Raw genomic sequence first — 15026 nt, forward strand, 5'->3', positions numbered from 1 at the left:
TCTACTATGCACGCCCGTGGAGGGGGTGTGGGGGGGGGTCCCCGGTATGTGAACCTCCCCCCTCTTGGTTGGGGGGGGGTGTCGCGGGCGGTGACCCTGGGGGGGGGGCGGGGGGCGGCGCGCCCCCCCCGCCCCTCTTGCAGGCCGTCTCCGACCCACACATGCCCGTTCATGTCTGGTTGAGTCCGAATGCTTCTGCTTGCTGTTTACTTTCCGGAAAACCGGGCGTAGCCTCCCAGAGAAACCACAGGTTCGGGCACAGGTCGGAGGTGAACGGTCATGTACGCACCGGAGCGGCAGCAGGAGATCCTCCGACTCGCCCGGGACGGCGGCCGGGTGGACGTGGTGTCGCTGGCCGAGGAGTTCCAGGTGACGGCGGAGACCATCCGCCGCGATCTCAAGGCGCTCGACCGCGCCGGTCTGCTCCGCCGGGTGCACGGCGGAGCGATCCCGGCCGGGCGGCTCGACTTCGAACCGGACCTCGCCGAGCGCGAGTCCACGGCCGCCGACGAGAAGGACCGCATCGCCAGGGCGGCCCTCGCGGAGCTGCCGGCCGAGGGCACGATGATCCTCGACGCCGGTTCCACGGTGGCCCGCATGGCCGCGGCGATCCCGCCGGAGGCCTCGCTGACCGTGGTCACCCACAGCCTGCCCATCGCCGCCCGCCTCGCCGACCACCCCGGCATCCAGCTCCACCTGGTCGGAGGGCGCGTGCGGCACCGTACGCGCGCCGCCGTGGACGCCTGGGCCCTGCGCGCGTACGGCGAGATCCGCGCCGACGTGGCCGTGGTGGCGGCCAACGGCTTCTCCGTGGAGCACGGCCTGACCACCCCCGACCTCGCCGAGGCCGCCGTCAAGCGGGCCGCCCTGACCGCCGCCCGGCGCGTGGTGCTGCTCGCCGACTCCTCCAAGTACGCCCAGGAGCACTTCGCCCGCTTCGGCGCCCTGAGCGACGTGGACCTGCTGATCACCGACAACGGACTGACCCCCGAGGACGCGGGCGGCATCGAGCGCGCCGGCACGGAAGTAGTACGCGCATGATCCTGACCGTCACCCCCAACCCGTCGCTGGACCGCACCTACGAGGTGCCCTCCCTCGACCGCGGCGAGGTCGTCCGCGCCACCGGCGAGCGGGTCGACCCCGGCGGCAAGGGTGTGAACGTCTCGCGCGCGGTGACCGCCGCCGGGCAGCGCACCGTGGCGGTGCTGCCGCTGGGCGGGGCCCCGGGCGCACTCGTCGCCGACCTGCTCGACGCGCAGGGCATCGAGGTCGCGCCGGTGCCGATCACCGGGCCCACCCGTTCCAACATCGCGCTCGCCGAGGCCGACGGCGTCCTGACCAAGATCAACGCGCCGGGCCCCGAACTCACCCCGGCCGAACGGGAACTGCTGCTGGAGACCGTACGGCGGCAGTCGCCCGGCGCGGACTGGATCGCCTGCTGCGGCAGCCTGCCCCGCGGACTCGCCCCGTCCTGGTACGCCGACCTGGTCGCCCGGGCGCACGCCGCCGGGGTCCGCATCGCCCTGGACACCTCCGGACCGGCCCTGCTGCGGGCCCTGCGCGAGCGGCCCGACGTGGTCAAGCCGAACGCCGAGGAGCTGGCCGAGGCCGTCGGGCGTCCGCTGGCCACGGTCGGCGACGCGGTGAAGGCCGCCGAGGAACTGCGGGAGCTGGGCGCGCGTTCCGTGCTCGCCAGCCTCGGCGCCGACGGGCAGCTGCTCGTGGACGACGCGGGCACCTGGTTCGGCACCGCCCGCGTGGACGCCGTCCGCAGCAACGTCGGCGCCGGGGACTCCTCCCTCGCCGGTTTCCTCGTCGCCGGGGGCACCGGCCCCGGCGCCCTCGCCTCGGCCGTCGCGCACGGCGCCGCCGCCGTCCAGCTGCCCGGCAGCGTGATGCCGACGCCGCACGACCTGGACCCGGCCGCCGTCACGGTCACCTCCGAGGTGCCCGTGAACCGCGCGCTGAAGGAGCCGGCGTCATGAACCCCGGTCCCTTCCGCGGCCCGTCCCACGGCTCCCTCCCCAGGGCCGTCCCCGACCCCCACCGCTGTGCCCCCGTCCCCCTCCCCGCCCCCGCCCCTCACCCCACGTTCCGGGCGATACGCGAGCTAAGGAGCCCGCGATGAGCGACATGATCACCGCGGACCTGGTCGACCTCGACCTGTCCGCCGACACCAAGGAAGCGGCGGCGCGCGCCCTCGCCGAGCGGATGGTGGCCCTGGGCCGGGTGACCGACCTGGAGGGCTTCCTCGCCGACGTGGCCGCCCGTGAGGCGCAGATGCCGACCGGCCTCGACGGCGGCATCGGCATCCCGCACTGCCGCAGCGAGCACGTCACCGAGCCGACGCTCGCCTTCGGGCGCAGCACGGCCGGCGTCGACTTCGGGGCGGCGGACGGCCCGGCCGACCTGATCTTCCTGATCGCCGCTCCGGCGGGCGCCGACGACGCCCACCTGACGATCCTCTCCTCGCTGGCCCGGCAGTTGATGAACACCGAGTTCACCGACGCGCTGCGCTCGGCGGGTGACGCGGCGGCCGCCGCCGCGCTGATCCGCGGGGAGGAACCGGAACCGGCACCGGCCGAGGACGCCGGTGCCCCCGAGGAGCCCGCGGACCACGCGGACACCGGGGCGGTCCCGGCGGCGGCCTCCGCCGGGGCCGCCCCGGGCAGCACCGGCCGGGATTCCGGCGGGCCCGACCGCCCGTTCCGGATCGTCGCCGTCACCTCCTGCCCCACCGGCATCGCGCACACCTACATGGCGGCCGAGTCGCTGGAGAACGCGGGCCGCGAGGAGGGCGTCGAGGTCGTCGTCGAGACCCAGGGCTCGGCCGGGTTCACCCGGCTCGACCCGGCGGTGATCGCGGCGGCGGACGGCGTGATCCTCGCCCACGACGTGGCCGTGCGCGAGAAGGACCGCTTCGCCGGGAAGCCCACCGTCGACACCGGCGTCAAGGCGGCCATCAACCGGCCCGGCGAGCTGATCGGCGAGGTCCGCGACAAGGCGGCCCGCGGCGAGGTCACGGCCTCCGCCGCCGGCGGCCGGGGCGGTGACGGCGGCGCGACGCCCGTCGAGCGCGGCGGCGAGTCCGGCGAGGGCTACGGCACCAAGCTCCGCAAGTGGCTGATGTCCGGCGTCAGTTACATGGTCCCGTTCGTCGCCGCGGGCGGTCTGCTGATCGCCCTGGGCTTCGCGATCGGCGGCTACGAGATCAACAAGGCGCCCTCCGTGATGGACCACTTCGTGTGGACCCAGGCCGACAGCTGGGCGGCGCTGCTGTTCCAGATCGGCGGCGTGGCCTTCGCCTTCCTCGTCCCGGTGCTGGCCGGCTACATCGCCTACGGCATGGCCGACCGGCCGGGCCTGGTCCCCGGCTTCGTCGGCGGCTCGATCGCGCTGACCATCAACGCCGGGTTCCTCGGCGGTCTCGCGGCCGGTCTGATCTCCGGCGCGGTGGTGCTGGCGATCCAGCGGGTACCGATACCGAAGGCACTGCGCGGCATCATGCCGGTGGTGGTGATCCCGCTCGTCTCGGCGGCGGTCGTCGGGTTCCTGATGTTCGTCGTGATCGGCAAGCCCATCGCGTCCGCCCAGTCCGGGATGACCGACTGGCTCAACGGACTGTCCGGCGCCAACGCGGTCCTGCTCGGCGCGCTGCTCGGCCTGATGATGTGCTTCGACCTCGGCGGCCCGGTCAACAAGGTCGCCTACACCTTCGCCACCGCGGGCATCGCGGTCGCCAGCCCCAGCGACTCGGCGATGAAGATCATGGCGGCGGTGATGGCGGCCGGCATGGTCCCGCCGCTGGCGATGGCCCTGGCCACCACGGTGCGCGGCCGGCTCTTCAACGCCGCCGAGCGCGAGAACGGCAAGGCCGCCTGGGTCCTGGGCGCCTCCTTCATCTCCGAGGGCGCCATCCCGTTCGCCGCGGCCGACCCGCTGCGCGTCATCCCGTCCTCGATGGTGGGCGGCGCGGTCACCGGCGCCCTGTCGATGGCCTTCGGCGCCACGCTGCGCGCCCCGCACGGCGGCATCTTCGCGGTCCCGCTGATCGGCAACCCGCTGCTCTACCTGGTCGCCATCGCGGCCGGGGTCTGCGTCACCACGGCCCTGGTGATCGTCCTCAAGGGGCTGCGCAAACCGGTGACGGGCACCTCGGCCCAGGGACCCGGCGGGGGCGCGGGCCCGTCGGCCCCGACGCCGGGGGCCGAGCGGCCGGTGGCCGCCTAACGGGCCGGACGGGAGCGGGGCGCGCTACGGGGAGACCTGCGCCGCGCGCCGCTCCATCGCCCGGCGGGCCGTGTCCTCGCTGGCGTACACCTCGCACATGTGGCGCCCGTCCGGCGTCGCCGTGTGCTCCACCTCCCACAGGGAGACCTCCGCGCCGTCGCGCAGCAGGAACGCGTGCTCGTAGAGCGAGAAGCCGATCCGGGCGCGGCCCGCGCGGCCGGGACCGCCGAAGGCCTGGGAGATCTGGTGCCCGCACGCCGTCGACAGCCGGTCGGCGAGGTCGGCGTCGGGCCGGTCCGCGTTCTCCGCGCGGCGCAGCAGCCGGCGGGCGTGGTCCGCGGAGGCGTCGGGGACGTAGGCGTGGCGCGGGGTGGGCACGGGGGACAGCTGCACCTGCACCGGCAGCTCGAAATCCGGGGTGTCGGGCGGCAGGGCCAGCCGGGAGCCGGCGGCGCGCAGCTCCTCCTCGTCCACGTAGACCTCGTGCTGCGGCTCGCTGCCCGGGGCGGTGTTGTGCACCAGCTCCCAGAGCGTGAGCGCCGAGCCGTCCGCGAGCAGCCAGGTGTGCCGGTACGTCTCGCGGTGCAGCCCCGCGCTGTGGTGCGCGGAGTGCAGCGAACCGTCGTGCGCCAGCGCACAGTCCAGTCGCCGCAAAGTCTCGTCGGGCAGCTCGAATGAGTTCAGGGCACGCCCGAGCAGCCGCATGAGGTGCTCCTCCGGAGACTCGGGCGACTCGGGTGGTTCGTACGCTGCCGTCTCGTACGGAACGCTCAAGGTTTCTCCCGGCGTTGCTGCATGTCACCTTGTGGGTGCATACCGTAGCCCCTCGGTCGGACATCATGTCCGGGAACCGAGAAAACGTACGCACGAAAAACGCGGGGGCCGCGCGAAAAGTTTCCGCGCGACCCGACGAACCGTCAAAATTCCCTGCTCACAGGCCGATCAGCCGGCGCTTTGGGCGGTCCACTCGCTCCAGGGCATGTTCCAGCCGTTGAGGCCGTTGTCCGGCGCGACCGTGTCGTCCGGGGAGTTCTTGACGATGACGACGTCCCCGATGAGCGAGTTGTCGTAGAACCACTTGCCCGGGGTGTCGCCCTGCGCGCCCTGGGCGTCCGCCAGCCCGACGCAGCCGTGGCTGGTGCCCTGTGCGCCGAAGGGCGGATTGCCGCGGTTGTACCAGTAGTTGCCGTGGATGAAGGTGCCGGACTGGCTCAGCCGCATCGCGTGGGGCACGTCCGGGATGTCGTACTCGCCGCCGAACCCGACGGTCGACCCGTTCATCCGGGTCTGCTCGGACTTCTCCGAGATCACCATCTGCCCGTTGTACGTCGGGTTCGAGGCGCTGCCCGCCGAGATCGGGACCGACTTGAGCGTCTTGCCGTCCCGCACCACCGTCATGGTCTGCGTGTTCACGTCCACCGTGGAGACCTGCGAGCGGCCCACGGTGAAGGTGACGGTCTTCTTCTGCACGCCGTAGAGGCCGTTCGCGCCCTCCACCCCGTCCAGGTCGATCTTCATCGTGACCTTGGAACCGGCCTTCCAGTACTCCTGGGGCCGGAAGTCGAGCCGCTGCCCGCCGAACCAGTGCCCGACCACCTCCTGCCCGCTGCTGGAGGTGACCTTGATGTGCGACTGCACGCTCTTCCTGTCGCTGATCGCCTTGTCGAAGGTGAACGACACCGGCATGCCCACCCCGACCGTGCTGCCGCCGTCCGGGGTGTACGTGCCGACGAAGCTGTTGTCCGGGGAGACGGTGGTGAAGACCGAGTCGGCGGCGGCCGTGCGGCCGTTGTCGTCCTTCGCCTGCGCCGTGATCCGGTACTTCGTGCCCCGCTCCAGCTGCTCCTTCGGCTTCCAGCTGCCGCCGTCGCCGGACACCGCGCCCGGCACGGCGGCACCCGTCTCCGCGACGGTCATCTTCACCTCGGTCAGCTTGCCGTCGCTGACCTTCACACCGGTCGAGTTGATCGAGGCGCCGGTCGACCCGTCCTTGGCCGAGATCACGAGCTTCGCGACCGAGGTGTCGGCGGACCCGGCGCCGCCCCTGCCGTCCTTCTCGTCGTCGGCGCTGGCGCTTCCGCCGCAGGCGGTGAGGGTGAGGGCGCCGACCACCAGGGCGGCACAGGCCCCCAGTACGCGCCGCGTGGCTATGTCCGGCGTTGTCACGGGCTGCTCCAGGTTCGGGTGTGGTGCGGGTGTTCGCTTCAGCCGTGTAGAGGTGCCCGGGGACCCGTGGGGTTCCCCCCGGCCGCCCGGAACACCGACACGTGACAAAACCCGGACAATCGCAACGGGGCCGAGTCAACTGCCCCTGGACACACCCCCGCAGGCCGCCGCGAGCGCCGCTCCTCACCCCTCTCGTCGCACCTCGCCGTACAGCTCCCCGTACGACGGCCAGGCCCCGCCCGGACCGTCCACCGGGTCGGCGGCCCGCACCGCGCGCACGATCGCCCGGGTCACCACGTCCGCGCCCGCCGCCAGCACCTCGTTCAGCGCGAGCGGCTGCCCGGCGTCGAGCGGACGCGCCCCGGTCGCCAGGGCGAACACCGTGTCCCCGTCGCTGAGCAGATGCACGGGCCGTACGGCACGGGCGATGCCGTCGTGCGCGGTGCCGGCCAGCTTCTGCGCCTGCGCCTTGGACAGGCCGGCGTCGGTGGCGACCACGGCGAGCGTGGTGTTCAGCGGCGGCGTCGCGTTCCTCGCCGCGACCTCGGCCAGCCGGCGCCCAGCGGCCCCGTGGACGTCCGGCGCCGGGTACTCCACCGGCCCGCCCCGGAACAACTCCCCGTACAGCACCCCCGTCTCCGGGTCCGTCGCCGACCCCGCCGCGTTGGCCACCACCAGCGCCGCCACCGTGACCCCCGAGTCCAGCACGGTGCTCGCGGTGCCCACACCCCCCTTCAGCGTGCCGACCACAGCGCCCGTGCCCGCCCCGACACACCCCTCGGCCACCCGCGCGCCCGGCGTGCTCGCGTGCGCCGCCTCCGCCGCCGCGTAGCCGGTGGCCGCGTCCGGCCTGGCCCGGAAGTCGCCCCCGCGGCCCAGGTCGAAGACGCAGGCCGCGGGCACCACCGGCACCACGTGTGCCGGGTCGGGACCGACCCGCACCCCGCGTCCCCGCTCCTCCAGCCAGGCCATCACTCCCGAGGCCGCGTCCAGCCCGTAGGCGCTGCCGCCGGTCAGCACCACCGCCTGGACCTTCTGCACGAGGTTGCGCGGATCGAGCGCGTCGGTCTCCTTGGTGCCGGGGCCGCCGCCGCGCACATCCACGCCGGCGACCGCCCCGCCCTCCGGCGCGAGCACCACCGTCGTCCCCGTGAGCCACCCGTCTCCGGCACGCGTCGCATGCCCCACCAGCAGACCGGCGACATCCGTCAATGCGTCAACTGTCATACCGCCAGTCTCGTCCAGCCACCGGCGACGGGGCGGGAACCGACGGCGACGCGGGAACCGACGGCGACACGGGACCCGGCGGGGTCCGGCACCGCCTCAGGCGGCCGGAGCCGTCGTGCGCCGCTCCCTCTCGGTACGCCGTGCGGTCAGCGCCACCCCGGCCGCCACGGTCAGGGCCAGGACGATCCCCGCCACGAGCACCGCCTCGGCGCCGAGGAAGGTGCAGCCGAGCACCAGGATCGCGGCCGTCGGCAGCACGAGCTGCTCGGCGACGCCCACCTTGAAGTGCCGCGCGTGCAACGCCCACACCGTGAGCAGGAACACCGCCGTCGGCAGGGTCACCGCGGCCGACGCCGCCGGTGCGGAGATGTGCGCCTTGCCCACGGCCTGCTCCACCGCCACCTCCAGCCCCGCCCCGATCGCCGCCGCCGACGCGAACACCAGGTAGTGGCCGTAACCCCACAGGAAGGACTGTCGGCTGGACCTCAGATAACTGTGGACGGGCACCACGAAGTAGATCCACCAGGCCGCGAAGACGATCAGCAGTCCGCCGGCCGCGATCGGGAGCACCTCGCCCAGCGCGTCGTTCTCCTCGATGCCCGACTTCACCGCGACCGTGGCCGCGGCGATGGTCTCGCCGAGCACGATGATCGTGAGCAGCCCGTACCGCTCGGAGATGTGGTGCGGATGCCAGGACGACGGGTGCTTGCGCTCGGCGAACACCGGCACGCACAGCTCCAGCACCACCATCACCAGGAACAGCCAGCCGCGGCCGCTCTCCGGCAGGAACAGCAGTCCCAGCCAGCCGATCTGGCAGAGCAGCACGCCGACCGAGTACCTCCGCGCCATGGTGCTCTCCGGCGGCGCCGCGGACCGGCCCGCCCTGAGCCACTGTGTCGCCAGGGCGACCCGCATGATCACGTAGCCGATGACGACGGCCACCCAGTCGTGGTCCTCGAAGGCCCGGGAGACCCCGGCCGCCAGGACCAGCACACCGGCGATCTGGACCAGTGTGACGACCCGGTAGAGGACGTCGTCGTTGTCGTAGGCCGAGGCGAACCAGGTGAAGTTCATCCACGCCCACCAGATGGCGAAGAAGACCATCGCGTAGTTGAGGACGCCCTCGCCGGCGTGCCCCTCGGCGACGGAGTGCACCAGCTGGACGCCCGCCTGGGCGATGGCGACGACGAAGCAGAGGTCGAAGAAGAGCTCCAGCGGCGTGGCGACGCGGTGCGGTTCGTGCCGGTGGCGGGCTTTCAGCCGGCGCACCGGAGGGTGGCCTTCGGGCGGCGGCCCGGCGGGCGCGCTCGTGGAGGAGGAACTGGACATCATGCTCCCAGCACAGCAGAGACGGTGCGGATGTGCTTGCGGACCCCCTCCGCCGGGACGAGCGGGGCGGACGGGACGTCGCCCACGGAGCGAGCCGTACCCTGGGAGCATGAGTACCACCCCCGAACCCGAGCACCGCGCGCCCAGGCCCGCGCTGGTCTTCGACGATCCGCTGGACCAGCAGAGCTCGGACGACACCGACCGCGGCTGGGGCGAGCGGCCCGAGGGCGACAGCGCGGCCGACCTGAAGCGCTTCCTCGACGAGAAGCCGCCCCACCACCTGTGAACCGCGGGCGCGGGCGCTACGAGCGGTCGTGCCCCGAACCGCGCTGGGCGACCAGCGCGTCGCGGATCTCCTTGAGCACCTCCAGCTCGGAGACCTCGATGACCTCCTCGGCGCTCTCCTTCGCCTTGCGGCGGGCCTCCTGCCGGGCCAGGTACTTCGACATGGGCAGCACCATCAGGAAGTAGACGACGGCCGCGGTGATCAGGAACGTGAGGGTGGCACCCAGCACGTGGCCCCACAGGATCCGCACGCCCGTCGCGCTGTCGCCGGTCCCGGTGCACGGGCCCTTCAGACAGGAGCTGTAGCTGTCCAGACTCTGCGTGCCGAACGCCCCGACCAGCGGGTTGATGACCCCCTCCACCACCGAGTTGACGATCTTGGTGAAGGCGGCGCCGATGACGACCGCCACCGCCAGGTCGATGACGTTGCCGCGCATCAGGAAGGCCTTGAAGCCCTGCCAGACGCTCGGCTCCTTCTTCTCGCTCACGGTGGGAGCACTCCTCGCTTGAACAGGTGTAGGAACCAAACGCTCCGCAACCTACGACAGCGTTGGGCCGTCCTGTCCAATCCGATCCCTCGAGCGAGCGTCTTGACCGGCTCAGCACAGGGTCACCGCCAGCCGCTCCGTGGTACCCGCGCCGACCAGCCGGTGGGCGGTGGCGCGCGGCACCGAGACGACGACCAGCGCCCCGCCCGCCGACGGATCCGCCACGGGCTCCGGCACCTTCGTCACCCGCACCCCGCGCGCGAGCACGGAGGCGTCGCCCGCACCGCCGTCGCCGGTCGCGACGACGTCGACCCGGTCGCCCGGCCTGAGCAGCCGCACCGTGCCCGCGTCGGCGATGCGCACCGGCGCCGCCACGAGCCGGGCGCCGTGCCGCTCGCCCACGGGATCGGCCACCGGGTGTCCGCGAGCCCGTCGCGTGTCCTGCCCGCCGGCCCCCGGATGCGGGCCCGCCGCCACCAGCGCGGCGGCGGTGACCGCGAGTCCGGCGGCCAGGGCACGCCGTCGGTGCGCCACGAGCCGGTGCAGGGCACGGTGCCCGCCGCGCACCCGCACCGGCGCGAAGTGCGGCACCTCGCGGGTGGGCGGGGCGTCGGTGCCGGGCGGAAGCGGGGAAGCGACCGAGGAGGGCAGGGCGGGACGGAACACGGTGACCACCACCTGTGACGAGGGACCGGCTTGCGCTCCCACGATGAGGCTTCTCGCCGCGTCCCGCCGAAGCCCGTGGATCACCCACCGGTTGTGGACAACTCCCTCACCGGAACGGGTCGTTCCAAATCCCGTCCACGCCCACCGGCCCTACGGCAGCGCGATCCCCGGATCCATCCCGCCCAGCGCCGTCCCGCACGGGCAGTCCCGCTCCCCGGTCGCCGGCAGCGCGGCCACCGCGTCGAACAGCACGCCCCGCAGCCGGTCCACGTTCGCCGCGAACACCCGCAGTACCTCCTCGTGCGAGACGCCCTCGCCGCTCTCGGCGCCCGCGTCCAGGTCGGTCACGAGGGTCAGCGAGGTGTAGCAGAGCTCCAGCTCACGGGCGAGGGCCGCCTCCGGGTGGCCGGTCATGCCCACCACCGACCAGCCCTGCGCCCGGTGCCACAGGGACTCCGCACGGGTCCCGAAGCGGGGCCCCTCGACCACGACCAGGGTGCCGCCGTCCACGGGTTCCCAGTCCTGACCCCGGGCCGCCTTCAGCGCGGCGGCCCGCCCGGTGGGGCAGTACGGGTCGGCCAGCGACACGTGCACCACGTTGGGCACCGAGCCGTCGGGCATCGGCAGCCCGTCGAAGTAGGTCGACGGGCGGGACTTCGTGCGGTCGACGAACTGGTCCGGCACCAGCAGCGTGCCCGGCCCGTACTCGGGGCGCAGGCCGCCGACGGCGCACGGGCCGAAGACCTGGCGCGCGCCCACCGAGCGCAGCGCCCACAGATTGGCGCGGTAGTTGATCCGGTGCGGCGGCAGATGGTGGCCGCGGCCGTGCCGGGGAAGGAAGGCGACCCGCCGGCCGGCGATCCCACCGACGAAGAGGGAGTCGCTGGGCGGCCCGTACGGGGTGTCCACCCGGACCTCGGTGACGTCGTCGAGGAACGAGTAGAACCCGGAGCCGCCGATCACACCGATCTCGGCCTGCACATTCTCGGGCTGCACATTCTCGGCCTGCGCGTTCTGGGCCGTCACCTTGTTCGCCATGCCCGCACCCTAACCGCCCCGCACCACGCCGAGGACCCCGTCGTCGGACGACGACAGGGTCTCGTAAGGAAGGGGGCCCGCGGGCGGTGAGAAGCGGGTGCTACGCGGCGGTGGAGCCCGCGGAGGAGCTGCCGGACCCCGAGGAGGACGACGAGGACGACGACGAACCCGAGTCCGAGGACGACGAAGAAGCCGAGGACGAGGCCGCCTTCGAGGACGACGACGCCGGCGAACTGCTCGACGAGCTGCCGCGGCTGTCGTTGCGGTAGAAACCGGAGCCCTTGAAGACGATGCCGACCGCCGAGAACACCTTCTTCAGGCGGCCCTGGCAGTTCGGGCATTCGGTGAGGGCGTCATCGGTGAACTTCTGCACCGCCTCGAGGCCCTCGCCGCACTCGGTGCACTGGTACTGGTACGTCGGCACTGTCTTCCTCCTGGCACTCTCACTCGATGAGTGCTAACGACGGTCTATAGTGACCTATTCCTCGGGATCAGTCCACTGCGGCGGGCGCGCGGTGACCGACACCACGTGCGACCGTGCGGCCGTGGGACCGCGGCGCCAGCCGCGAGCGCAGTGCCACCAGGACCGCCAGCGCCAGGACCGTGCCGCCCATCGGCACCAGGAATCCGGCGCCGTCCCAGAACCGGTCCTCCAGCTGTCCGGCGACGGTCACGGCCGCCGCCTGGCCCAGCGCGACGGCGCCGGTCAGCCAGGTGAAGGCCTCGGTACGGGCGCCCGCCGGGACCAGGCCCTCGACCAGGGTGTAGCCGGTGACGATGGCGGGCGCGACGCACATGCCGACCAGCAGGCCGAGGCCCGCGAGGACGAGCACCGAGTGCGCGGCCCACAGGCCGGACGCGGTCAGCGCGAGGGCGGCGTAGCCGACCAGGAGGCGCTGCCGCGGGGCCACCTTCCAGGCGATGGCGCCGCAGGCCAGTCCGGAGATCATGTTGCCCGCCGCGAAGACGCCGTACAGGACGCCGTTCAGACCGGGCTCGCCGATCGACTCGGTGAACGCCGCCAGCGACACCTGCATGCCGCCGAAGACGGAACCGATGCCCAGGAAGGCGACGATCAGTACCCGCACGCCGGGGACCCGCAGGGCGGAAACGTGCTCCACGCGCGCGTGGCCGCCGTCGGCGGCGCCGACCTGCGGCTGGGTGCTCTTCTGCGCGGCGAACAGCAGGCCGCCCACCAGGGTGAGCGCGGCCTCCGTGACCAGGCCCGCGGCGGGGTCGACGGCGGTGCACAGGGCGGTCGCCAGCAGGGGGCCGAGGACGAAGGTCAGTTCGTCGGTGACGGACTCGAAGGCGGCCGCCGTGCTCATCAGGGGGGAGTCCTTGAGCGTCACCGCCCAGCGGGCCCGCACCATGGGACCGACCTGCGGCACCGAGGCACCGGTGGGCACCGCCGCGAGGAACAGCGCCCACAGGGGCGCGTCCGTGAGCGCGAGGGCGGTCAGGGTCAGGCCGGACGCCGTGTGCACGAGCACGCCGGGCAGCAGGACGGCGCGCTGGCCGTAGCGGTCGGCGAGCCGGCCGCTGTACGGGGCGAACACGGCCATGGAGACGCCGGTGACGGCCGCGGCGGCGCCGGCGACGCCGTAGGAGCCGGTGGTGTGCTGCACCAGCAGCACGATGGAGAGCGTGAGCATGGCGAACGGCTGGCGTGCCGCGAAGCCGGGGAGCAGGAACGTCCAGGCGCCGCGGGTGCGCAGCAGCTGCCCGTATCCCGGACGGGTGACCGTGGATGCCACGGCCCGTGCCTTTCTGCCGCCTGGTAGCGCGAGCCCCGCTTCGTGTGGTCGTCGTGCGGGAGCGCCGAGAGCTGTCCACTTGCGCGGACTGCGGTAGATGCCGGAGCCCACGTGGATGAGGGGGCGATCCGACCGCCATACGGTCGCGCCAGCTCTGCTTCAGGCAGAGGTGGTTCGATCAGGTGCGGCCTTCATCGTACAGGGGACAGGACGGGTGCGGCCTGTGAAAGGGGGCACCCCTCGTACGGTCACCTGCGATTGCCGCGGGCGTCTTCCGTACTTTCGGTACCCAGCCAGCCGGCCAGCTTGCCGCCGTGGCCGACCGCGCGCAGCCGCGCCTCGGCGGCGTCCCGGACCGGGTCCGTGGCGACCACCAGGAGTTCGTCGCCGCGGCGCAGCCCCGTGGTCGGCAGCGGTACGAAGGACGTCCCGTCGCGGACGACGAGGGTGACGGCGGCCCCGGTGGGCAGCCGCAGCTCGTTGACCTCGACGCCGTGCATCTTCGAGCCCTCGGGGATCGTCACCGACAGCAGGTGGCCGCGCAGCCGCTCCAGGGGTGCGGACTCGATGCCGAGGTCGGCCGCCTCGTCCCCCTTGCCCAGGTGCAGCTGGCGGGCCAGCCACGGCAGCGTCGGCCCCTGGACCAGGGTGTAGACGACGACCAGGACGAAGACGATGTTGAAGATGCGGTGGCTGCCCGCGACGCCCTCCACCATGGGAATCGTCGCCAGGATGATGGGCACCGCGCCGCGCAGGCCGGCCCACGACATCAGGGCCTGCTCCTGCCACGGCACCCGGAAGGGCACCAGGCACAGCACGACGCTCAGCGGCCGCGCGACCATGGTGAGCACCAGCCCGATGACCAGGGCGGGCAGGATGTCGTCGCCCAGCTCGTGCGGGGTGACCAGCAGGCCGAGCAGGACGAACATGCCGATCTGGGCGAGCCAGCCGAGTCCGTCGGCGAATCCCCGCGTGGCGGGCCAGTGCGGCAGCCGCGCGTTGCCCATGACCATCGAGGCGAGGTAGACGGCCAGGAAGCCGCTGCCGTGGGCCATCGCGCCGGCCGCGTAGGCGGCGATGGCGATCGACATGACGGCGATGGGGTAGAGGCCGGAGGCGGGCAGCGCCACGTGCTTCAGCCCCCAGGACCCCAGCCAGCCGACCGCGAGTCCGATGGCCGCGCCGATGGCCAGCTCCAGGGCGATCTCGCCGATGAGCACGTACCAGTGCTCGATCGGGCCGGCCGTGGAGAAGGCGACCACGAGGATGACCACCGGGGCGTCGTTGAAGCCGGACTCGGCCTCGAGCGTGCCCGTTATCCGCGTGGGCAGCGGAATCCGGCGCAGCACGGAGAAGACGGCCGCGGCGTCCGTGGAGGAGACCACGGCCCCGACGATCAGTGCCTGCCGCCATTCCAGCCCGGTCAGGTAGTGCGCGCCCGCCGCGGTCACGCCGACGCTCACCGCGACCCCGCCCAGGGCCAGCGCGGAGGCGGCCGGGAGGGCCGGTTTCGCCTCCTTCCACTTCGTGCCGAGCCCGCCCTCGGCCAGGATCACCACGAGGGCCCCGTAGCCGATGACCTGGACCAGTTCGGCGTTGTCGAACTTGATGTCGCCGATGCCGTCCTGGCCCATGGCGACGCCGATGGCCAGGTAGACGAGCAGGCTGGGGAGCCCGCTGCGCGAGGAGATCCGGACCGCCGCCACGGCGATGAGCAGGACGAGCGAGCAGACGAGCAGGAGCTGGTTGAGGTGGTGGACAGTCAGCGGCCGTTCCCTTCCCTGGCGCACAGCATGAAGCTCAGCGCGGATGAGCGCGCCCGCTCGGCGCGCGAGGCGTA

14 protein-coding genes are annotated in these 15026 nt (G+C 73.1%); 4 read left to right on the top strand and 10 right to left on the bottom strand.

The features are described 5' to 3' along the window. Positions 1-279: 279 nt before the first annotated feature. From ACZ56V_RS32600 to ACZ56V_RS32610, 3 genes are all read left to right on the top strand, one after another. A complete protein-coding gene (locus ACZ56V_RS32600) occupies positions 280-1041 on the top strand; it encodes a DeoR/GlpR family DNA-binding transcription regulator (RefSeq protein WP_104631797.1) in 762 nt (253 codons plus the stop codon). Further along, a complete protein-coding gene (gene pfkB, locus ACZ56V_RS32605; RefSeq protein WP_104631798.1) occupies positions 1038-1985 on the top strand; it encodes a 1-phosphofructokinase in 948 nt (315 codons plus the stop codon). Before ACZ56V_RS32600 ends, pfkB begins: the two co-directional genes overlap by 4 nt. Before the next feature lie 139 nt (positions 1986-2124). Next, complete coding sequence (locus tag ACZ56V_RS32610; RefSeq protein ID WP_468947265.1) at positions 2125-4230, top strand: PTS fructose transporter subunit IIABC; 2106 nt, start codon at positions 2125-2127, stop codon at positions 4228-4230. Between the two features lie 24 nt (positions 4231-4254). Here the strand turns inward: ACZ56V_RS32610 and ACZ56V_RS32615 are convergent, their stop codons facing one another. The 4 genes from ACZ56V_RS32615 to ACZ56V_RS32630 all read right to left on the bottom strand — a co-directional run bounded on the left by ACZ56V_RS32615 (position 4255) and on the right by ACZ56V_RS32630 (position 8952). Beyond that, the gene (locus ACZ56V_RS32615; RefSeq protein WP_356359311.1) at positions 4255-5004 is read right to left on the bottom strand and encodes a DUF6227 family protein; all 750 of its coding nucleotides are present in this window, start codon (positions 5002-5004) and stop codon (positions 4255-4257) included. 168 nt (positions 5005-5172) lie between these two features. Next, positions 5173-6396: a L,D-transpeptidase gene (locus ACZ56V_RS32620; RefSeq protein ID WP_468947267.1), complete on the bottom strand. Its 1224-nt coding sequence runs from the start codon at positions 6394-6396 to the stop codon at positions 5173-5175. 183 nt (positions 6397-6579) lie between these two features. Continuing rightward, positions 6580-7623, bottom strand: a complete 1044-nt coding sequence (locus ACZ56V_RS32625; protein ID WP_468947269.1) for a P1 family peptidase — start codon at positions 7621-7623, stop codon at positions 6580-6582. Between the two features lie 96 nt (positions 7624-7719). Further along, positions 7720-8952 carry a low temperature requirement protein A gene (locus tag ACZ56V_RS32630; protein WP_398915802.1) on the bottom strand — a complete coding sequence of 411 codons (1233 nt, stop codon included), beginning with the start codon at positions 8950-8952 and terminating at the stop codon, positions 7720-7722. Between the two features lie 109 nt (positions 8953-9061). Here ACZ56V_RS32630 and ACZ56V_RS32635 point away from each other — a divergent pair, with 109 nt between their 5' ends. Further along, positions 9062-9238 (top strand): hypothetical protein, encoded by a 177-nt coding sequence (locus ACZ56V_RS32635; RefSeq protein WP_398915537.1) that lies wholly within the window; start codon positions 9062-9064, stop codon positions 9236-9238. 16 nt (positions 9239-9254) lie between these two features. Here the strand turns inward: ACZ56V_RS32635 and mscL are convergent, their stop codons facing one another. The 6 genes from mscL to ACZ56V_RS32665 form a co-directional block, all read right to left on the bottom strand. Next, positions 9255-9725 carry a large conductance mechanosensitive channel protein MscL gene (gene mscL / locus ACZ56V_RS32640; protein WP_104631805.1) on the bottom strand — a complete coding sequence of 157 codons (471 nt, stop codon included), beginning with the start codon at positions 9723-9725 and terminating at the stop codon, positions 9255-9257. Positions 9726-9836: 111 nt separating this feature from the next. After that, positions 9837-10316, bottom strand: coding sequence for a hypothetical protein (locus ACZ56V_RS32645; RefSeq protein ID WP_398915804.1), 480 nt, complete (start codon positions 10314-10316; stop codon positions 9837-9839). Between the two features lie 225 nt (positions 10317-10541). After that, a complete protein-coding gene (locus tag ACZ56V_RS32650) occupies positions 10542-11429 on the bottom strand; it encodes an S-methyl-5'-thioadenosine phosphorylase (RefSeq protein ID WP_468947271.1) in 888 nt (295 codons plus the stop codon). A gap of 100 nt (positions 11430-11529) precedes the next feature. Next, the gene (locus ACZ56V_RS32655; protein ID WP_104631807.1) at positions 11530-11853 is read right to left on the bottom strand and encodes an FmdB family zinc ribbon protein; all 324 of its coding nucleotides are present in this window, start codon (positions 11851-11853) and stop codon (positions 11530-11532) included. A gap of 67 nt (positions 11854-11920) precedes the next feature. After that, the gene (locus ACZ56V_RS32660) at positions 11921-13186 is read right to left on the bottom strand and encodes an MFS transporter (RefSeq protein WP_467379682.1); all 1266 of its coding nucleotides are present in this window, start codon (positions 13184-13186) and stop codon (positions 11921-11923) included. A 248-nt stretch (positions 13187-13434) separates the two neighbouring features. Further along, positions 13435-14976 (bottom strand): potassium/proton antiporter, encoded by a 1542-nt coding sequence (locus ACZ56V_RS32665; protein ID WP_467379684.1) that lies wholly within the window; start codon positions 14974-14976, stop codon positions 13435-13437. Positions 14977-15026: the final 50 nt, after the last annotated feature.

The sequence above is a fragment of the Streptomyces sp. NPDC034099 genome, from assembly GCF_055575415.1.